This window comes from Streptomyces durmitorensis (assembly GCF_023498005.1).
GTDB lineage: Bacteria > Actinomycetota > Actinomycetes > Streptomycetales > Streptomycetaceae > Streptomyces > Streptomyces durmitorensis.
The window spans coordinates 898,899-916,317 of the sequence record NZ_CP097289.1; the positions used below are offsets into that span (position 1 = coordinate 898,899).

Here is a 17,419-nt window from a genome sequence, read left to right on the forward strand (position 1 = left end):
GCTCAGGTCAAGCTGATCTCCGGCTCGTACAGGTCGAGCCAGAGCGCCAGGTCCAGCGTGCGTTCGAGGCCACGCCGGGACGCCTGGGTGATCTGCGGTACGTCGCGTCCCGCGGCCCGCGCCACCCGGTCACGGTCGACCAGGTCGAAGACCGGGTGGTCGGGCTTGGCGAGGAGGTCCTTGACGTGTTCCTGGAGGGCGGTCGCGTACTTGGGGTCCTGCGTGGAGGGATAGGGGCTCTTCACGCGGTCGTACACGGAGCGCGGCAGGACGTCCGCGGTCGCCTCCCGCAGGAGGCTCTTCTCCCTGCCGTCGAAGGACTTCAGGGACCAGGGCGCGTTGTAGACGTACTCGACCAGGCGGTGGTCGCAGAACGGCACCCGCACCTCAAGGCCGACGGCCATGCTCGCGCGGTCCTTGCGGTCGAGCAGGACGCGTACGAACCGGGTCAGGTGCAGATGGGAGATCTTCCGCATCCGGTACTCGAAGTCGCTCTCGCCGTCGAGGCGTCGGATGCCGGCGACCGCCGTGTCGTAACTCTTCTGGATGTACGAGGGGAGGTCGAGGGCCGCGGTCAGGTCCGGGCGCAGGACGTCCGCGTCGTCGCCGAAGTGCTCGGCGAACTTCACCAGCCAGGGGAAGGTGTCGGCGTTGCGCGCCTCTTCGTCGAAGAACTGGAGGTAGCCGCCGAAGACTTCGTCCGCGGACTCCCCGGAGAGCGCGACCGTCGAGTGTTCCCTGATGGCCCGGAAGAGGAGGTAGAGCGAGGCGTCCATGTCGCCGAAGCCCATGGGCAGGTCACGGGCGCGGATCATCTTGGCCCTGACCTCGGGGTCGGCGAGGGCGTGCGAGTCCAGGACGATGTCGCGGTGATCGGTGCCGGAGGCCTTGGCCACGTCGTGCACATAGGGCGTGTCCGGGGTGGAGCGCAGCGCGTCGGCGACGAAGTTCTCGCTCTGGCCGACGAAGTCGACGGCGAAGCTGCGTACGGTCTCGCCCGCTTCGCCGAGTTGACGCGCGGCGATCGCGGTCATCGCCGAGGAGTCGAGGCCGCCGGAGAGCAGCGTGCAGCGCGGCACGTCCGAGACGAGCTGGCGGCGCACGATGTCGTCGAGGAGCTCGCGCACCTTGGCGACGGACTCATCGCGGCCGTCGGGGTGCGGCCGGGTCTCCAGGCGCCAGTAGACGTGACGGCGCAGGCCTGAGCGGTCGACGGTCACGACGGTGCCGGGCTCGACCTCGCGCATGCCGTCCCACACGGCGTGGCCGGGCGTCTTGACGAAGGTGAAGAGCTCCCGCAGACCGTCGGCGTTCACCCGGGCGCGGGCCAGCGGGTTGGCGAGGATCGCCTTGGGCTCGGAGCCGAAGAGGACGCCGTCCGGGGTCTCGTAGTAGTAGAAGGGCTTGATGCCCATCCGGTCGCGGATCATGACGAGCTTGTCGTCCCTGCCGTCCCACACCGCGAACGCGTACATGCCGTTGAGCCGTTCGGCGACCGCCTCGCCCCACTCAAGGTAGCCGCGCAGGACGACTTCGGTGTCGGAGTCGGTGGTGAACCGGTGGCCGCGCCCGGTCAGTTCGCGGCGCAGTTCGGTGTAGTTGTAGGTCTCCCCCGAGTAGACGAGGGCGACGGTGCCGCGCGGCATGCGCGCGGTCATGGGCTGGCGCCCGCCGGGCAGGTCGATGATGGCGAGCCTGCGGTGCCCCAGTCCGGCAGGGCCCTCGATCCAGGTGCCGCGGTCGTCGGGGCCGCGGCAGGACATCGTCTCGGTCATCGCGTCCAAGGTGCCGGAGACGGACCGCAGATCACGGTCGAAGGAGACCCAGCCAGTAATGCCACACATGCGCTACCTCCTGCTTCACGCTGCCTCTGCGCTTCCACCCGACGAACTAGGTGTAGATAGCAGCTATACGGCGAGCGTGCGCCTCGCGACTGCGTACGGTCAATGAGCCGGTAACACGGAACGGCACATTCCGGCCAACGGCAAAGAGTTCTCCAAAGGGGCTCCCACCTGCGCTTTCACTCGGCGGCGTGGGCAGCCCGGAGCGCGTCACGCAGCAGCGCCGCCACGTCGTCGCGGGCCCGGCCGATCGCGTCCGGGAAGATGCGCAGACCGTGCGCGACCAGGGCGCCCTCATGCAGCAGCATGAGCGTCCGGCCGAGCTTCGCCGCCCTCCGGGGAGCGATGTCGCGGGCGAGCCCGGTGAACAGGGCGAGCATCCAGGCCTTCTGGCCGGTGATGACCTGATACGCGGGGTGCGTGGGGTCGCTGATCTCGGCGTGCGCGTTGACCATGCTGCACCCCTTGACGCTGTTCGTGTCGGCCCAGTCGCGCGAGGCGTCGAAAACGGCCAGGATCCTGGCCCGCGGGGCGGTCGCGGCCTCGACGTACGGAGCGAGGAATGCCTGCCAGCGCTCGTCGCGGGCCGCCAGATACTCGACGACGATCTGCTCCTTGGAGCCGAACCGGTCGTACAGCGTCTTCTTGGTGACCCCGGCCTCGGCGGCGATGAGGTCCACGCCGACGGCATGGATGCCGCGGTCGTAGAACAGCGCGCTCGCGGCGTCCAGGGCGCGCCGCGCACCCGGCGTCATGACGATCCTCCGCGGCGCGCTCGTGGAGCCCGTGGCGGCCTTCGCGATCTCACTCACCCTGTCACCCATACCCCCATAGTAAACCGATCTGTATAGTCGAGGAGGAGTAGACAGATCGGTTTACTCTGCCGTCCGCTCCCGACGGCCCTGTCGGGACCTCAGCCGCCATCGGAGGACCGCCATGAACGTCCTGCTCTCGATCGCGTTCGTACTGACCTGGAGCTCCGGCTTCATCGGGGCCAAACTGGGCGCCGGCAGCGCCTCCGCGGTGACGGTCCTGATGTGGCGCTTCCTGCCGCTGGCTCTCGTGCTCGCCCTCGTCGCCCTCACCGTGGCGCGGGCGTCCTGGCGCGGGCTCACGGCACGCGACGCGCTGCGGCAGGCGGCGGTCGGGGCGCTGTCGCAGAGCGGCTATCTGCTCACCGTGTACTACGCGATACAACTCGGCGTCTCCAGCGGCACCACCGCCCTGATCGACGGCACCCAGCCGCTGGTCGCGGGCGCCCTGGCCGGGCCGCTGCTCGGCCAGTACGTCTCGCGCACGCAGTGGGTGGGCCTCGGGCTCGGCGTGACCGGGGTCGTCATCGTGACCGCGGCGGACGCCACGGGCGGCACGGACGCTCCCTGGTGGGCCTATCTGGTGCCGTTCCTCGGGATGTTCTCGCTGGTCGCGGCGACCTTCCTGGACCGCCGCTCCCCCCGTCAGGTCGCCCCGGCGGTCTCCATGACAGTCCACTGCGTGACCAGCGCCGTCATCTTCACGGCGCTGGCCGTGGGCGCGGGCGCCGCGGTGCCGCCGGCGGAGGCGTCGTTCTGGGTGGCCATCAGCTGGCTGGTGACGCTCTCCACCTTCGGCGGGTACGGGCTCTACTGGCTGATCCTGCGGCGCTCCGGGGTCACGCAGGTCAACACGCTCATGTTCCTGATGGCTCCGGTGACGGCGCTGTGGGGCGCCCTGATGTTCGGCGAACCCTTCGGCGTACAGACGGCGTTGGGCCTCGCGGTCGGGCTCGCGGCGGTCGCCGTCGTGCACCGGGGGAAGGAACCGGCGGCCACGGTGGTGTGCTCGCCGCGGGACGCGTCCACGGCCGCGCAAGCAGCGCGGACCGCGCCGCGTCAGTCCGCCAGCCGGAAGTCCGCGTAGTCGAAGCCGGGCGCGACGACGCAGCTCACCAGGACAGGATCGTCACCGGCCGGGCGCGCCGCCTGCCACACACCGCCCGGCACCAGGATCTGCGGGCGCTCGCCGTGCTCGACCCCCGGGCCGAGCCGCATGGGCGCCGCGCCCTCCTTCGGGAGTTCGCCGTCACCTCCCAGACGCAGGTCCAGCGGGCCGCCGCGGTGCCAGAGCCAGATCTCGTCGGAGCGCACCGCGTGCCAGCGGGACTCCTCTCCCGGGCAGAGCAGGAAGTAGATGGCGGTGGCCGCGGACCGCGGGCCTGGGTAGCCCCGGGGCGTGAAGGACTGGTCCGACACCCAGGTCTCGACGAACCAGCCCCCTTCGGGGTGCGGCTCCATGCCCAACTCGCTTGCCAGGGCCGGGCGTTCAGTCGCGTCACTCATGCGTGCTCTCCGTTCCGGAGGTCTACGGATTCCTCGCCTCCAGGGACTGTACGTCGACGAGCGGGCCCACCCGGAGCGTGGCGAGGAGGCGCGCGGCGGACGTCGCCCTCACGGAGGGGTTCCTCATGGAGGGTTCCTCACGGAGGGGTGAGGAAGGCCTGCACGGTGGGCGCGTACCGCTCGGTGATCTCGTCGATCGGCGTGCCGCGCACGTGCGGTCCGCGGGCTATTCCGTACATCACGCCCAGACCGAGCAGCGTGCCCACCGCGAGCTCCGCGCGCACGCCCGCGTCCGGCCCTTCGAGGCGCTCGCGGAGCCGCTCCACCACCTGCGTACGGAAGTTGGTGCGCAGGGTGTCGCCCTGTTCACGGTGGAGCGGGGCGAAGACGATCCGCAGGATGGGGTCGGCGCCGTGCTCCGCCTGGCCGGTCAGCAGGTGGTGGACCATGTGGCGGCCCAGTGCGGCGAGGGGCGCGTCGAGCAGGGCATCGGCGTCGGCCTCGAAGGACATGATGCGGGCGAAGAGCGCGTCCTTGTTGCCGAAGTACTTGAGGATCAACGGCGGGCTCACACCGGCCCGTTCAGCCACCGCCTTGAGCGTGATGTCGGCGTGCGCGTGCCGGGCGAGGAGGTAGCGGGCGGCACGGATGATGGCGGCCTTCGTCGCCTCGGCGTCGCGGCGGGCGGGTCCAGTGGCACACGCCCCGGGTTCCGGTGCCGCGCCAAAGGCCCTTGCGGTCATGGCGTCAGAGGTGTTCAAGGCGTCAGCTCCTTCCTTCCAGGGCCGTCTCCTGCAGGGGTCCTGGCCGGCCGGCGGTCCGCCGCGGGCCGTCCGGCGATGGGTCCGAGGGTATGGCGACGGCCGCGGCGCAGGCGACGAGTGCGACGGTTCCGGCCATGGCGAAGGCCAGCCGGTAGCCGGGCAGGGTCGGCACATGCACCCCGTCGAGCACGGTGGTGTGCCGCACGAGCACGGCGGCGACCGCCGCGCTGCACACGCTCTGCCCGATCGTGCGCATCAGGACGTTCACGCCGTTCGCCGACGCGGTCTGCGACAGGGGCACCGCCCGCAGGATCAGGGTGGGCAGGGCCGAGTACGCGAACGTCGTGCCCACCGAGACCACGGCCGCCCCCAGGATGATCACCCACAGGTGGCGGCTGTCGACGATGCGCACGACATAGCCGAGCGCGATGACGCCCGCCCCGATCGCCAGCGTCACGCGGGCGCCGTACGCGGTGGAGACACGGGCCGACACGGGCGAGAGCACCAGCATGATCACGCCGTTGGGCAGCAGGCAGAGCCCGGTCGCCACGATCGAGAGGCCGAGGCCGTAGCCGCTGGCGACGGGCGCCTGCACCAGCTGGGCGGTGACAAGCGAGTTGGCGTAGAAGGCGAAACCGGCGAGCAGCGCCGCCACATGCGGCAGCGCCACGCGCCGCCCGGCGGCCAGACGCAGATCCACCAGGGGCTGCTTCGACCGGAGTTGCTGTCGGCACCACACGGCAAGGACGACGAGGGCACCACCGAACAGTCCGAGCACGGGCGCGCTGCCCCACCCCCACTGACCGCCCTGCGACACCGCGAGCAGAAGGCAGACAAGACCCGCGGCGAGGCCCAGCGCACCCCACGTGTCGAAGCGCCCGGGAGAGCGGACGGGCGACTCGCGTACGGTCCACCAGGCGAGGGCGAGTCCGATGGCGCCCAGCGCGCTCGTGGCCCAGAACATGGCGTGCCAGTCCGCGTACTGCACGATCAGCGCGGCCAGCGGCAGGCCGAGCGCCGCCCCGATCCCGACCGTCGAGCTCATCAGCGCCACCGCCGATCCGGTGCGCTCCGGGGGGAGTTCGTCCCGCAGGATGCTGATCGACAGCGGTACGACGGCCGCTGCGGCGCCCTGCAGCGCGCGGGCCGCGATCAGCAGCCGGATGTCGGAGGTGAGCGCGCACAGCGTCGAGCCCACGGTCATCAGGCCGAGCGCGGCGAGCAGCACCCGACGCTTGCCGTACATGTCGCCCGCCCGGCCCAGCACGGGCGTGAGAACGGCGCCGGCCAGGAGGGTGGCGGTGACCAGCCAGGACACCGCGCCCGGTGAACTCCCCGTCAGGCGGGGCAGATCGGGGAGCAGCGGCACGACCACCGTCTGCGTGATCGCCATGAGAATGCCACCGAAGGCCAGGACCGGGACCGTCAGGCGGGCGCATATGCCTGCGCTATCTGCGGAAGAAATCGGGACGAGCTTCATGATCACTCCAGCGCGGACACGAAGTGCAGAGAAGCGATGGGCGGACGAAACGAAGTGAATGAGAATTCACCATAGCGGGTGAATGGGCTTTCACGGCCGATGAGGCCGGATACGGAATCAAGCCATCCGCGATGTGGGCACAACCGCGAAGAGCGGCCAACTGCCTTGTGCGCACTGGCCGTCGCAGCCCGCGACGGTATGGAGTCAGCCATAATGCGACCCATGAAGATGTTGCGAATTGGATTGGTCGGCACGGGCCCCTGGGCCTCGTCCACGCACGCTCCGGCGCTCGCCGCGCACCCGGACGTGGAGTTCAGCGGCGCATGGGGACGCCGGCCCGACGCGGCGGACGCGCTGGCCTCCGCGCACGGGACCACGGCATACGCGGACGTGGACGAACTGTTCGCCGCGAGCGACGCCGTGGCGTTCGCCGTGCCGCCGGACGTGCAGGCGCCGCTGGCCGCGCGGGCCGCGGCGGCGGGCTGTCATCTGCTCCTGGACAAGCCGGTGGCGACGACGGTGGCCGCGGCGCGTGACCTCGCGGCGGCGGCCGAGGCGGCCCGGGTGGCGTCCGTGGTGTTCTTCACGCTGCGCTTCGCGGGGCCGACGTCGGCCTGGGTGTCGGAGCAGGCGGCGACGGAGGGCTGGTTCACGGGGCGCGCCGACTGGTACGGCTCGTTCTACTCACCGGACGGGACCAGCCCGTTCTCCTCGCCGTGGCGGGCGCAGCGGGGCGGCCTGTGGGACGTCGGCCCGCACGCCCTGTCCGTCCTGATGCCGGTGCTCGGCGATGTCACGGACGTGACGGCTGCGGCCGGCCAGGCGGATCTGGTCCATGTGATCCTGCGGCACACCGGCGGGGCTTCGAGCACGGCGACGCTGAGCCTGACCACGCCGGCGAAGGCTTCGGGGGTGACGGTGGAGCTGCGCGGCGAGGCAGGGACGGCGCTGATGCCGTCGGGGGGCGGGGCGCTCGACGCGTTCGGCTCGGCGGTCGACGCACTCGTCGATTCGGTGCGGTCCGGACGGCCGCACGCCTGCGACGTGCGGTTCGGACTGCGCGTGACGGAGATCCTGGCCCAGGCCGAGGAACAACTTCCGGCCGGATGAGCCGATGGTCACCAACTGGCTGAACCGCCCGGGACAACCGCGGGCGGCCGGTACCGTGGCCGCTACGTAATGGCGAGTGACGGCACCGGCCGCAGCCAGTGGACCCAGGAACCGATGCGGGAAGTCATGCGCCGTACGTCCCGAGTGCGACGTTTCCGACCACACGCATCGGAATACGAACAAGCGATCCATACTCTTCTCGCAGCGACCCAATGGGCCGAGGGGGTACCCAACGCCGAGGAATTTCAGCCAATTTCAAGCTCCCCGGTCAAGATGCCCCACACTTGTGTCCGCGTGCCCACCGACGATGGAACTCGCAGGTCGGTGGTCCCGCTCCGCCCATGATGCAGCATCGACTGATCGTTTTTCTTCGGGCAATCTTTACTACCAAAGCTGGTGAGAATATTTAGACTGCTGATGCTCAACTCGGCGTGCACCAAGAGGGATTACCCACCATGAACAAGACGGCGCTCCGCGCTCTGCTCCGCGAACGACGCGCCCTCATTGCCCCCGAATCGCACGGCTTCAGCCGCCCCACGGGCCAGGGGCGACGGGCCCGCGGCCTCTCCCAGCACCAGGTCGACCAGCTGCTGCACCGGGCCATCGGGACGTATCACCGCCTGGAGTCGGGCAGTTACCCCAATCCGCCGACCGCGTTCCTGCGGGACGTGGCGCGGCTGTTCGGGTTGAACGAGCAGGAATGGGCTTCTCTGTGCCGGTACGCGTTGGCTCAGGAGCCACCCGGCCCCCTGTACTCGTCATCCGGCAAAGAGATAGCCGGCGTGTGGCAGGAGGCCGTGGACGGCATCAGTCACATGGCCTACGTCACCGACGCGTCCTGGGAGTTGCTCGCGTACAACGACGCCTTCGCCGCCCTGTTCGCCCAGGGCAACGTTCCGAGCAACACCATGCGATGGATGCTCCTCGACCGCAACGGCCGTGAATCACTGACGGACTGGCGCAACTCGTGGGCGCCCATGGTGCTGCCGCAGCTGCGCGCCGCGCTCACGGCCCGGCCCGACGACGAGATCCTCCGCCAGATCGAGAAAGAGGTCCTCACCGACCCCGAGATGGCCACCCTGTACGAGGTCGACGGCGCCCTGATCCACCCTGACGGGCACGAGCGCCCCCTGAGGCACGCGGAACAAGGGCCGGGCTGGGTGTCGATCTGCGCGGCACAGCCCATGGCAGCGCCCGGTTCGAGGCTGTTCATCCTGATATTCAAGGCGGGCGTTCAGCGCAACCACACACGGGCGCCGGTCCTGCGGGCCAACTGAAGGTGGGGCAGCCTGCCCGTTTCTCGCGGAGGCAAGGGGGGTAAGAATTCATCCCCGTCGAGTACGTTGAACGGCACCCAGCCTGCCCTAACCTCGTGGGAGCAACCGTGCCTGCCTTCGTCTCCAGTCCTAGAACTGTGTTCGGTTCGCACAAAGTCACCACCGACGAGATAGTCGACGACATACGCTCCCACCACAACGAGCACCCGCGGCTCACCGCGGTCCTGCGCGTCGTGGGCAACTGCGGTGTACGCACCCGCCATTTCAGCCGCCCCCTCGCCTCCCCCACCGTCTCCGGAACGGCCGGCGTCCACGAGCGCACACAGGCCGCATTCGACGATGCCGTCGCGATGTCCGAGCAGGCAGCCACCGCAGCCCTCGATGCGGCCGGGCTGACGGCGCAAGACATCGACGCCATCGTCACCACGCACTCCACCGGCTGGGCCGTCCCCAACCTCGACGTGCACCTCATCGCCCGGCTCGGCCTGCGCCCCACGGTGCGCCGCGTCGCGCTGACGACCGTTGCCTGTGCCGGGGGCGTCCAGAGCCTCATCCGAGCGTCGGACCTCGTCGCCGCTCGTCCGGACAGCAAGGTCCTGGTCGTGGCGGCGGAAGTCCTCTCCACCTCGTACAACCACTGCGCCACCACCATGGAATCGATGATCTACAAGGCGTTGTTCGCGGACGCCGCGGGCGCCGTCGTCGTCACCGGCGCTCCGCTGACCTCCGGCTTGGCCATCGAAGACAGCTTCGAGCACACCCTGCCCGACAGCCTCGATCGGTACAGGGGCCGACTCGACGCCTCCGGGATGCATTTCGATTCCACCAAGCAGGCGCCGTCCACGGCTGCCGCCGTCCTCCCCTCACTCATGGACTGGCTCGGGCCGCAGCCGGTCGACTTCGCGGTGATTCACCCCGGGAGCCATCGCATCATCTCTGACACCGCGCAGGCACTCGGCCTCGATGCCGACAAAACCCGCCACTCCGTGGACACGCTTACCGATGAGGGCAACATGGGCGCTGCCAGCATCTTCCGAGTGCTTGAACGCACTCACGCCGCCCCGCCGGCCGACGGTTCGCACGGCACCGCCGTGGCCTTCGGCCCAGGCTTCGTCACCGCAGGGCTGCGCTGTCACTGGCAGGCATGACCGGCAGCACGCCGACCCGCTCGCTAATTCGGTTGCCACGCCCCACCGCCGCTGCTGAAGTGCCCGCATGGACCACGAAGCGGTACTCGCGGCGTACGACCGGCAGCTCCGGCGCGACGCCCACACGGACAGCCCCGGCGCGCGCGTCGAACGAGCCGGGGCCGTCGTCCGGCAGACCGGCGCGGAACACGACTGGAACGGCGTCCACTGGGCGGATATCGACGCGACCACGGCGGACGCCGTCATCGCCGAGCAGGTGCGCCACTACACCGCTCTCGGCCGCGAGTTCGAGTGGAAGCTGCACTCCCACGACCGCCCCGCCGATCTCGCCGACCGCCTGCGGGCCGCGGGCTTCGTCCCCGAGCCGCCGGAGACCGTGCTGGTGGCCGAGGTCGCCGACCTGCCCACGGAGCCCGTACTGCCCGAAGGGGTACGCCTGCTCCCGGTGACGGACGCCTCCGGGGTGCAACTGATGGCGGACGCCCACGAGGTGGCGTTCGGCGAGGACGGCTCGGGACTCGGCGAACGCCTCGCCAAGCGGGTCCTGACCCAGCTGACCGAGACCCCGGACACCCTCGTCGCGGTGGTCGCGATGGCGGGCGACGAACCGGTCAGCTCGGCGCGGATGGAGTTCTGCCCGGGCACCGACTTCGCCGGCCTCTGGGGCGGCGGTACCGCGCCGCAGTGGCGGGGCAAGGGCATCTACCGGGCCCTGATCGCCCACCGCGCCCGCATCGCCGCGGAGCGCGGCTACCGCTACCTCCAGGTGGACGCCACCGACGACAGCCGCCCGATCCTCGAGCGCCTCGGGTTCGTGCCGCTGAGTGTGACGACGCCGTACGTGTATACGCCGTAGAGACGTGTACGCGCCTTAGCCACGTGTACGTGCCGTGAAGCCGCCTACAGCAGCTTCGCGATCGCCTCCGCCGTGTCGGTCTCGCCGAGCCTCGGGAAGATCTTCTCCACGCTGTTGGCGTGCGCGTCCGCGTCCATGTCGGTCACCGCGTCGACGGCGACCGTGACGTGGTAGCCGTGCTCGTGTGCCGCGCGGGCCGTCGACTCGACACCGATGCTCGTCGCGATGCCGGCGATTACGACCTGGGTGACGCCGCGGCGGCGCAGCTGGAGGTCGAGGTCGGTGCCGTAGAAGGCGCCCCACTGCTGCTTGGTGACGACGATGTCGCTGTCCTGGCGGCCGAGTTCGGGCACCAGGTCCGCCCAGTCCGCGGGCACGTCGCCGCCACGGGCGGGGCCTTCGGTGCGGCCGGGGGCACCGCCGGTGACCCGGACCAGGACGACGGGCAGACCGCGCTCGCGGAAGGCGCCGGCGAGGCGGGCGGACCGTTCGACGATCTGTGCGGCGGGGTGGGCCGTGGGCAGGGCGGTGATGCCCTTCTGGAGGTCGACGAGGACGAGGGCCGTGGTGGGGTCCAGGGTGGTGGCAGTCATGGTGCGGATCTCTCTCTTGCGTGGGTGGGGCCTGGGAGTCGGGAGTCGGGAGTTGGGAGTTGGTCAGGGGCGGGCGCGCAGGGCCCGGTCCGTGAGGGTCAGGGCGACCAGGGCGAGCGCGAGGACGGTGCCCACGGCTGCCATCAGGTGCAGTCCGGCGTCGTCGGCCGGCTGCCCGTAGGCGAGGCCGATCAGGCCGGACGCGGCGATGGCGCCGATGTACTGGGCCGTGCGCTGCAGCCCGGCGGCGGAGCCGATCGCGTCGGGCGGGGCGAAACTCTGCACGGCCGCTTGGTTGCTGGTGCCCATCAGGCCCTGCGGGATGCCGAAGCAGGCGCCGGCCAGGAGGAGCACCGCGAGCGGCGTGGTGCCCGAGGTGAACAAGAGCAGCGCGCCGCCCACGACGAGGAGGACGGAGGCGATGCCCAGCGGGGCACGGATGCCCTTCGTACGGGCGCCGAGCAGTGAACAGACCAGCGCGGCAAGCGACATGGGGAGCATGACGAGCCCGGTGTGGAGGGACGAGAGGCCGCGCGCCTCCTCCAGCCACTGGGTGAAGCCGTACATCACGCAGTACACGACAAGGTAGGGCTGTTCACCTTGAGGCTCCAGGCTGTGAGCTGGATAAGCCCGGTACTGACCTCGCGGAAGTTAGCCGCATCTAGCGGTTCCACGCGGCATGTCGCATTGATCATCTCCCATCGGTCTCCCATTCTCTCCCGGACCTGAGCGCCAACACCGTCCGGGGCGTAATAGAAGGACCGGAGCCGGAGTCGTCTTGCACACCTTGGGGGTGAGGGACCGACTCCGGCTCCGGCTTGAATGGTCAACGACTGGCCTATACAGGGAGCACGGCTAATAGGTCACTCGTTCGGGTGGATACGTGGCATGTGCCACGGGGTAAAGCGGAGCCGCCGTCGAGCCCGCTACAGGGGTACGACGGGCCGACGACGACCCCTTCGGGGAGGCGGGCCCTGAAATTCCGCCGCCCCGAAGCTCACTTTTCAGTTGCTCCTGGCATACGCCAGGCCATCGACCTGCGCTGGTTATAACCAGCCAGGGACCGCATTCGTAGCTTCAGACCTCACGTCATGATCAACGTGATCGACGCCAGGGGTCCGGATGCCAGAAGCGCGCTACAGGCGCATCGCTGACGACATCCGCCACCGCATCGCCAACGGCGAATGGCGCACCGGCGAATCACTGCCCTCGCGGCGCGTCATGGCCGGCGAGTACGGCGTGCACCACGAGACCGTCAACCTCGCCTACACGCTCCTGCGGCGAACCGGCGCCCTCGAGGGCGAGGAGCGGAAGCAGGTCGTTGTCGCGCATCCTCCTGCTGTGCGCACTCTCACCGACGCCGACGCCGTCTGGCCGTACTCCAGCGAGACCACCGACACCCGCCCGCGCCCCGCCACGGAAGAGCTGGCCGAGCGCCTTGGTGTCCCGGTACGGACGATGCTGCAGCACGAGACCGTCGAGTGCCTGGATCCAGGCGGCCGTTCGGCGCTGCTCGCCAGCACCTGGTGGCGTGGCCGCCGCCAGCCTCACGTCGCGTTCAGCGCCGAGCTCGACGTGGTGCCGCTCGGTGCGGATCAGGCTCATGCGCTGGGACTGCTGGTAGACACCTTGGCGTTGCGCGTGGTGCGGACCCGGCTCGATGCGCATGGAACCCCCGTTGAGACTGCGGACCTGATCCTGCCGATGGACAGGTGGCGGATCCGCCTGAGTGGCTGACTGAACGCTGCACGGGGTCTGGGTGCAACGTCCAGGACTTGGCGTCTGATTGACCATTGAAATGCATATATCTGTCTGTGGAAAGACTGCAGCAGGCATATTCACGAGCATTCCGTTCGTGCCCCGTGTGAAGCAATCACCGCTGGTCAAGCCGTGGGGAGTGCTTTCCGGTACTGAACGCCCATACAGCCCGCCCCGCCGCCTGATCCGCCGCGTGCGGGAGTCTCATCCCTGCTTCTGCCGCACCAGGTTCGGCCACCGGGTCTTGCTGTAGGCGTGGAAGTGGTCGCCTTCGTGGTCCTGCTCGTGCGTGCAGTGCCAGACGTCGTCAGGCTTCTGATCCCAGCACAGGCCGCGGATCTCGGTGCGCGCGTACTTGGGTGCGGTCATGCGAAGTGCTCCATCCTCGGGTTCCACACTGGCCGCGGCCCGGTGACGTGTTCGAGGGCGGCCCGCAGCAACGCCGTATCGGTGTGGAGGCGGCCCTGGGCTGGCGAGGTGAGCCAGTACGGGCCGGGCGGCATCACCCTGTCCTCCGGCGGCAGGGTCACGTGGTTGGTGGCACTCAGCGCCGTGGACTGCGGCACATCCCACCCTTCCGTGGTGCCGGGGTGCACGAAGAAGTACACGGCGGGAGCAGCCGCGCTGGGGTCGACGACGACCGCGCCAGGTTCTGCTATCCGGTCGAGGGCTTGGAGACCGAAGGACCGGACGACTTTGACGGCATCCCAGTCGACTCCGGCGGCCACGATCCGGGTTCCTGCCGGTCCTGGCACGTAGGGTGCATTTCCGCTGGTCATGCGCAGAAGCTAGTGGCAGGGCGTCCGCACAACCCGAACTGACGGTTCGGGGTGCCTGCGAGTTCGGGTTGTCAGAGCAGCCCGAGGCGTTGCGCAAGCCCGACGGCCTGTCCGCGGTAGGTGGGGCGCACCCGGCGGAGCAGCCCCTCGACCAACTCGACGGCGAGGGGGCTGCGGGCGAGGTCTTCGGGGGCAAGCTCTTCTAGGCCGAGGAGGTGGACGAGGACGGCGGCGTCTTCGCGGCGCAGGTCGTACAGGCGGGTGACCTCGAGGCCGAACGTGAACTGGCGTTCGCGGGAGGGCATCCGGCTGACGTCGATCTTGTCGGCGACGTGGAGGCCTTCGGAGGCCTCCCCTGCCAGCATTTCGATGCTCACGGCGTGCAGGCGGACGTTGGTCGGGCCGAACACGGTGTGGTGCGCATTGCCCTCACCGCTCCGCTTGGCCAGCGGCACGGCGCGCTGCTCCAGGCGGGCACGGGCGTCCCACCACCGTCTCGTGCGGGCCTCCGCGACCACGGCGACCAGCTCCAGCGCGCCGGCGACCGCATCCTTCTCCTGCCCGGCGGGGGCGTGTTGGAGGTCTTCGACGGCGAGGACGGCGACCTCGCGGGCGTGAGCGACGGCCCCGGCGTCGTTGTGGGAGAGCAGGACGTGGCCCAGGTTCCATTGCGCTGCGGCGATCCGGATGGGGTCGTCGGCGTCTTCTGCTGCGCGCATGGCCCGGTCGGCGACCATCAGGGACAGGTCGAGGCGTCCGGTGCGGCGGCAGTAGGAGCGCAGCAGCCCGTACAGGTCGGCGGCGCAGCGCGATACTTCGCGGCGGGCCTGCTGGTCGCTGCCGGTTCGGTGGACTCTGCCTGCGTGCTCGACGTCGGCGATGAGGGCGGGCAGTAGTTCCTCGGCTTCGGTGAAGCGGGTCTGGGACGTCTGCCAGATCCGCCACGCGTTCTCGATGCGGTCGCGGAGATGGCCGGGTGTGGCCGCGGGTTCGCTGCGGGGGGTGCTGCAGCCCATGAGGGCGTGCGCGACGCTGGGCGCGGCAGTGATCGCGGGGACGGCTTCGGGGATCGGATCGTCGCTGAGCAAGGCGGCGATGGTGACGCCGAGTTCGGCGGCCAGGCGTCCGAGGAGATCGGGCGAGGGGCTCTTCTTGCCGTTCTCGATGAGGGAGAGGTAGCGCTCAGTGATGCCGCACAGTCCGGCGATGGCGACTTGGCTGCGGCCCGCCTGCTCGCGGTGGTAGCGGATGCGGGCCCCGACGGGGAGACGCGGTGTACTCATGTCCGCCACCTCCCCGTATGTGTCGACTGGTGGGCTCAGCGTATGGCTGAGTGTTCCCTTGTGGGACGGTGATTCCACGGATGGGTGACGGGCTGTTACCTGAGGGCGGGAGAGGGTGCGTTATGGCGCGGCTGGTGCTGTGGGACATCGACCACACGTTGATCTCGACGCGCGGCGTGGGCCGCGAGTTGTCGGCGGCGGCGTTCGAGCGGACGCTGGGCCAGCCGATGAGGGAGCAGGCGAGGATCGATGGGATCACTGAGCCGGTCATCTTCCGGGAGACGGCGAGGCTGCACGGGCTGACCACTGACCGCGGCGACTTCGAACGGTTCGCCGCCGCTCTCGCCGAGGAGCACCTGCGCCGGGCCGGGGAGCTGCGGGAGCGTGGGCATGCCCTGCCCGGCGCCGCCTCCGTCCTCGACGCTCTCGCCGCGGCCGGGGTTCGGCAGGTCGTGGTGTCCGGGAACGTCCGGGCGGTCTCGGAGATCAAACTGGGGGTGTTCGGCCTGGACACGCACATCGACTGGGAGGCAGGCGCCTACGGGGAGGACGACGACCTGCGTCCGGCGCTCGTCCGACTGGCACTCAAGCGCGCCGGAGTCCCAGCTGGCGAGGCAGTGCTGATCGGGGACACTCCGGCCGATGTGGAGGGCGGGCACGAGAACGGGGTGCGGGTCATCGCCGTGGCCACCGGCAAGAGCGACGAAGCTGCGTTGCGGGAGGCTGGCGCCGAGGTGGTGCTGTCGGACCTGCGGGACACGGAGCTGCTGGTGAAGCTGATCCGCGGGGACGACCAGCCGTGATCGTCATATGCCGTTTTCGCTGGCTACTGGGGGATGTCGTACCCGGCGATTAAGATGATCGACATGTCCACCCCTCCCCCTCCGCCTGGTTCCGCACGGTCTGCGGCCGTGGTGAACGACGAGATCAGGGAGCTGCTGGTCGCGACGGGCGGCTGGTTGTACGGGCAGACGCGGGACCGCTACGAGGTGCTGGTCGCCGAGTGGACGGCCGTGGCGCAGGCGGAGTCGCTGCGGGACGGGATCGTCGAGGCGGCGTGAGCTACTGCTCGTCCAGCCAGGACGTGTCGAGCAGTTCGATCTCCTTCTGGAAGGCCTGCACCGTGAGGACGTAGGCCACCTGCCCTGGTGTCGCCGCGAGCGGCACAAGGAACTCCGCCTTCCACGGGTGCGGCCGGTGGTAGGCGTAGGGGTAGAGCTCGATGGGCCCGTCAGGAACGAGCCCTCCCGGCTTGAAGTCCATAGGCCGAGAGTAGCGCCGTCCGGGTCCCGCCGTCGGACGACCGCAAAGGGTGGGCGCAGGACAGCTCTCTCGTTCAAGCCTGGCCACCGCCAGGCCCCGGTTCCCTTGCTCTTGAGGGCGCACGCTGATCAGTCGCGCACGGGACGCCCCTACTTGAAGGCTACTTGGAGCTTTGAGGCTTCAAGTAGGTATGGCCGCAGGACATGCAGCGCGGGCTCCCCGTGTAGCCCGTGATCACTCCATCTGCGGTCATGCAGACCGCTCCATTCGGTGCGCTGCTATCTCCGTCGAGCACGAACCATGCCTCGCCGCAGGTGCAGGTCGCTCCGTCGTAGACGGGCTGGGCAGCCTCGGGCCTACGGTCATCCAGGTTGGTGATGTCCATGCATCCAGGCTCGGCTACGGGGAGTGCCGTTCCCAAGGGGAATCGGTGAACGATCTATGATCCGCTCGTGGCTATCGAACTCCCTGACGACCTGATCGCATTGCAGCAGACCGCCGACGAGGAAGGGCGGAAGCTCGAGCACCTCGACGACGGCGAGCGGGAGAAGCAGCGCGAAGCGTGGTTCGAAGCGGCGGCGAAAGCGCAGGCTGCGGTGACGGCCTGGGCGCGGGAGAACGAGCTCAACCGCTTCGACGTGGAGAAGGCGCTGCGGCAGGCGACCCGGCACCCGCAGGGCGAAGGCGGGGCCTGACAGCCGAGCGCCCCGCCCCCTGCATCAAGGGGCGGGGCGGCAGCGCTGCAGCCACAGCGCGGATGTGATGGCAGCAACGGTAGCGGCCCCCACTGACAACGCGGCGAGGTCAGGTCACGCGGGGACCTTCGCGGCGTAGAGAAGATGCGTCGCCCCATCCCGTTCCGCGCCTCGTGGGGAGAGGACGGTTGACGGAGGGCGTACCGTCCGCGTCGAGCTCCCCTCCACGGCCGGTGCTGCCTGACCATGGGTGC

At 69.8% G+C, this 17,419-nt stretch carries 19 protein-coding genes and 1 pseudogene; 9 read left to right on the top strand and 11 right to left on the bottom strand.

Annotated elements, in window-relative coordinates; translation table 11 throughout:
* Positions 1–2 precede the first annotated feature (2 nt).
* On the bottom strand, positions 3–1,844 hold the full coding sequence (asnB, locus tag M4V62_RS03890) for an asparagine synthase (glutamine-hydrolyzing) (protein ID WP_249585787.1): 1,842 nt from the start codon (positions 1,842–1,844) through the stop codon (positions 3–5).
* 176 nt (positions 1,845–2,020) lie between these two features.
* Positions 2,021–2,596 (bottom strand): TetR/AcrR family transcriptional regulator, encoded by a 576-nt coding sequence (locus M4V62_RS03895; protein WP_249592688.1) that lies wholly within the window; start codon positions 2,594–2,596, stop codon positions 2,021–2,023.
* 181 nt (positions 2,597–2,777) lie between these two features.
* On the opposite strand from M4V62_RS03895, the gene M4V62_RS03900 reads away from it, so the two are divergent.
* On the top strand, positions 2,778–3,740 hold the full coding sequence (locus tag M4V62_RS03900) for a DMT family transporter (protein ID WP_249585788.1): 963 nt from the start codon (positions 2,778–2,780) through the stop codon (positions 3,738–3,740).
* On the opposite strand, the gene M4V62_RS03905 is transcribed toward M4V62_RS03900, so the two are convergent.
* The 3 genes from M4V62_RS03905 to M4V62_RS03915 all read right to left on the bottom strand — a co-directional run bounded on the left by M4V62_RS03905 (position 3,713) and on the right by M4V62_RS03915 (position 6,403).
* Positions 3,713–4,159: a cupin domain-containing protein gene (locus tag M4V62_RS03905; RefSeq protein WP_249585789.1), complete on the bottom strand. Its 447-nt coding sequence runs from the start codon at positions 4,157–4,159 to the stop codon at positions 3,713–3,715. The two genes, M4V62_RS03900 and M4V62_RS03905, sit on opposite strands and share 28 nt — an antisense overlap.
* Positions 4,160–4,296: 137 nt before the next feature.
* Positions 4,297–4,902, bottom strand: a complete 606-nt coding sequence (locus tag M4V62_RS03910; protein WP_249592689.1) for a TetR/AcrR family transcriptional regulator — start codon at positions 4,900–4,902, stop codon at positions 4,297–4,299.
* Positions 4,903–4,924: 22 nt separating this feature from the next.
* Positions 4,925–6,403 carry an MFS transporter gene (locus M4V62_RS03915; RefSeq protein ID WP_249585790.1) on the bottom strand — a complete coding sequence of 493 codons (1,479 nt, stop codon included), beginning with the start codon at positions 6,401–6,403 and terminating at the stop codon, positions 4,925–4,927.
* Positions 6,404–6,625: 222 nt separating this feature from the next.
* Between M4V62_RS03915 and M4V62_RS03920 the strand changes: the two genes are divergently transcribed.
* The 4 genes from M4V62_RS03920 to M4V62_RS03935 all read left to right on the top strand — a co-directional run bounded on the left by M4V62_RS03920 (position 6,626) and on the right by M4V62_RS03935 (position 10,794).
* Positions 6,626–7,513, top strand: a complete 888-nt coding sequence (locus M4V62_RS03920; protein ID WP_249585791.1) for a Gfo/Idh/MocA family protein — start codon at positions 6,626–6,628, stop codon at positions 7,511–7,513.
* A 455-nt stretch (positions 7,514–7,968) separates the two neighbouring features.
* Complete coding sequence (locus M4V62_RS03925; protein ID WP_249585792.1) at positions 7,969–8,790, top strand: MmyB family transcriptional regulator; 822 nt, start codon at positions 7,969–7,971, stop codon at positions 8,788–8,790.
* Positions 8,791–8,897: 107 nt separating this feature from the next.
* On the top strand, positions 8,898–9,938 hold the full coding sequence (locus tag M4V62_RS03930) for a 3-oxoacyl-[acyl-carrier-protein] synthase III C-terminal domain-containing protein (RefSeq protein ID WP_249585793.1): 1,041 nt from the start codon (positions 8,898–8,900) through the stop codon (positions 9,936–9,938).
* A 67-nt stretch (positions 9,939–10,005) separates the two neighbouring features.
* A complete protein-coding gene (locus M4V62_RS03935; RefSeq protein WP_249585794.1) occupies positions 10,006–10,794 on the top strand; it encodes a GNAT family N-acetyltransferase in 789 nt (262 codons plus the stop codon).
* A 44-nt stretch (positions 10,795–10,838) separates the two neighbouring features.
* On the opposite strand, the gene M4V62_RS03940 is transcribed toward M4V62_RS03935, so the two are convergent.
* Together M4V62_RS03940 and M4V62_RS03945 are read right to left on the bottom strand one after the other, a co-directional pair.
* A complete protein-coding gene (locus tag M4V62_RS03940; RefSeq protein ID WP_249585795.1) occupies positions 10,839–11,387 on the bottom strand; it encodes an isochorismatase family protein in 549 nt (182 codons plus the stop codon).
* Between the two features lie 63 nt (positions 11,388–11,450).
* Positions 11,451–11,975 (bottom strand): annotated as a pseudogene (locus M4V62_RS03945) (MFS transporter); the annotation flags it as partial.
* Positions 11,976–12,509: 534 nt separating this feature from the next.
* On the opposite strand from M4V62_RS03945, the gene M4V62_RS03950 reads away from it, so the two are divergent.
* Positions 12,510–13,124: a GntR family transcriptional regulator gene (locus M4V62_RS03950; protein ID WP_249585796.1), complete on the top strand. Its 615-nt coding sequence runs from the start codon at positions 12,510–12,512 to the stop codon at positions 13,122–13,124.
* Positions 13,125–13,349: 225 nt separating this feature from the next.
* On the opposite strand, the gene M4V62_RS03955 is transcribed toward M4V62_RS03950, so the two are convergent.
* From M4V62_RS03955 to M4V62_RS03965, 3 genes are all read right to left on the bottom strand, one after another.
* Entirely contained in the window at positions 13,350–13,514 is a 165-nt protein-coding gene (locus tag M4V62_RS03955) for a hypothetical protein (protein WP_249585797.1), read from the bottom strand.
* Positions 13,511–13,924, bottom strand: a complete 414-nt coding sequence (locus M4V62_RS03960) for a hypothetical protein (protein WP_249585798.1) — start codon at positions 13,922–13,924, stop codon at positions 13,511–13,513. The genes M4V62_RS03955 and M4V62_RS03960 overlap by 4 nt, the downstream gene beginning before the upstream one ends.
* A gap of 71 nt (positions 13,925–13,995) precedes the next feature.
* Positions 13,996–15,207, bottom strand: coding sequence for a helix-turn-helix domain-containing protein (locus tag M4V62_RS03965; RefSeq protein ID WP_249585799.1), 1,212 nt, complete (start codon positions 15,205–15,207; stop codon positions 13,996–13,998).
* A gap of 122 nt (positions 15,208–15,329) precedes the next feature.
* On the opposite strand from M4V62_RS03965, the gene M4V62_RS03970 reads away from it, so the two are divergent.
* Together M4V62_RS03970 and M4V62_RS03975 are read left to right on the top strand one after the other, a co-directional pair.
* Positions 15,330–16,010 (top strand): HAD family hydrolase, encoded by a 681-nt coding sequence (locus tag M4V62_RS03970; protein WP_249585800.1) that lies wholly within the window; start codon positions 15,330–15,332, stop codon positions 16,008–16,010.
* 63 nt (positions 16,011–16,073) lie between these two features.
* Positions 16,074–16,268, top strand: a complete 195-nt coding sequence (locus tag M4V62_RS03975; protein WP_249585801.1) for a hypothetical protein — start codon at positions 16,074–16,076, stop codon at positions 16,266–16,268.
* 1 nt (position 16,269) lies between these two features.
* Here M4V62_RS03975 and M4V62_RS03980 read toward each other — a convergent pair whose 3' ends face one another.
* A complete protein-coding gene (locus M4V62_RS03980) occupies positions 16,270–16,470 on the bottom strand; it encodes a hypothetical protein (RefSeq protein ID WP_249585802.1) in 201 nt (66 codons plus the stop codon).
* A gap of 452 nt (positions 16,471–16,922) precedes the next feature.
* Here M4V62_RS03980 and M4V62_RS03985 point away from each other — a divergent pair, with 452 nt between their 5' ends.
* On the top strand, positions 16,923–17,165 hold the full coding sequence (locus tag M4V62_RS03985; protein ID WP_249585803.1) for a hypothetical protein: 243 nt from the start codon (positions 16,923–16,925) through the stop codon (positions 17,163–17,165).
* Positions 17,166–17,419 lie beyond the last annotated feature (254 nt).

Excerpts from the sequence above, each read along its gene's own strand:
- asnB (WP_249585787.1), bottom strand. The coding sequence starts at position 1,844 with ATGTGTGGCATTACTGGCTGGGTCTCCTTCGACCGTGATCTGCGGTCC.
- M4V62_RS03895 (WP_249592688.1), bottom strand. The coding sequence starts at position 2,596 with ATGACGCCGGGTGCGCGGCGCGCCCTGGACGCCGCGAGCGCGCTGTTC.
- M4V62_RS03900 (WP_249585788.1), top strand. The coding sequence starts at position 2,778 with ATGAACGTCCTGCTCTCGATCGCGTTCGTACTGACCTGGAGCTCCGGC.
- M4V62_RS03905 (WP_249585789.1), bottom strand. The coding sequence starts at position 4,159 with ATGAGTGACGCGACTGAACGCCCGGCCCTGGCAAGCGAGTTGGGCATG.
- M4V62_RS03910 (WP_249592689.1), bottom strand. The coding sequence starts at position 4,902 with ATGACCGCAAGGGCCTTTGGCGCGGCACCGGAACCCGGGGCGTGTGCC.
- M4V62_RS03915 (WP_249585790.1), bottom strand. The coding sequence starts at position 6,403 with ATGAAGCTCGTCCCGATTTCTTCCGCAGATAGCGCAGGCATATGCGCC.
- M4V62_RS03920 (WP_249585791.1), top strand. The coding sequence starts at position 6,626 with ATGAAGATGTTGCGAATTGGATTGGTCGGCACGGGCCCCTGGGCCTCG.
- M4V62_RS03925 (WP_249585792.1), top strand. The coding sequence starts at position 7,969 with ATGAACAAGACGGCGCTCCGCGCTCTGCTCCGCGAACGACGCGCCCTC.
- M4V62_RS03935 (WP_249585794.1), top strand. The coding sequence starts at position 10,006 with ATGGACCACGAAGCGGTACTCGCGGCGTACGACCGGCAGCTCCGGCGC.
- M4V62_RS03940 (WP_249585795.1), bottom strand. The coding sequence starts at position 11,387 with ATGACTGCCACCACCCTGGACCCCACCACGGCCCTCGTCCTCGTCGAC.
- M4V62_RS03950 (WP_249585796.1), top strand. The coding sequence starts at position 12,510 with ATGCCAGAAGCGCGCTACAGGCGCATCGCTGACGACATCCGCCACCGC.
- M4V62_RS03955 (WP_249585797.1), bottom strand. The coding sequence starts at position 13,514 with ATGACCGCACCCAAGTACGCGCGCACCGAGATCCGCGGCCTGTGCTGG.
- M4V62_RS03960 (WP_249585798.1), bottom strand. The coding sequence starts at position 13,924 with ATGACCAGCGGAAATGCACCCTACGTGCCAGGACCGGCAGGAACCCGG.
- M4V62_RS03965 (WP_249585799.1), bottom strand. The coding sequence starts at position 15,207 with ATGAGTACACCGCGTCTCCCCGTCGGGGCCCGCATCCGCTACCACCGC.
- M4V62_RS03970 (WP_249585800.1), top strand. The coding sequence starts at position 15,330 with ATGGCGCGGCTGGTGCTGTGGGACATCGACCACACGTTGATCTCGACG.
- M4V62_RS03975 (WP_249585801.1), top strand. The coding sequence starts at position 16,074 with ATGTCCACCCCTCCCCCTCCGCCTGGTTCCGCACGGTCTGCGGCCGTG.
- M4V62_RS03980 (WP_249585802.1), bottom strand. The coding sequence starts at position 16,470 with ATGGACTTCAAGCCGGGAGGGCTCGTTCCTGACGGGCCCATCGAGCTC.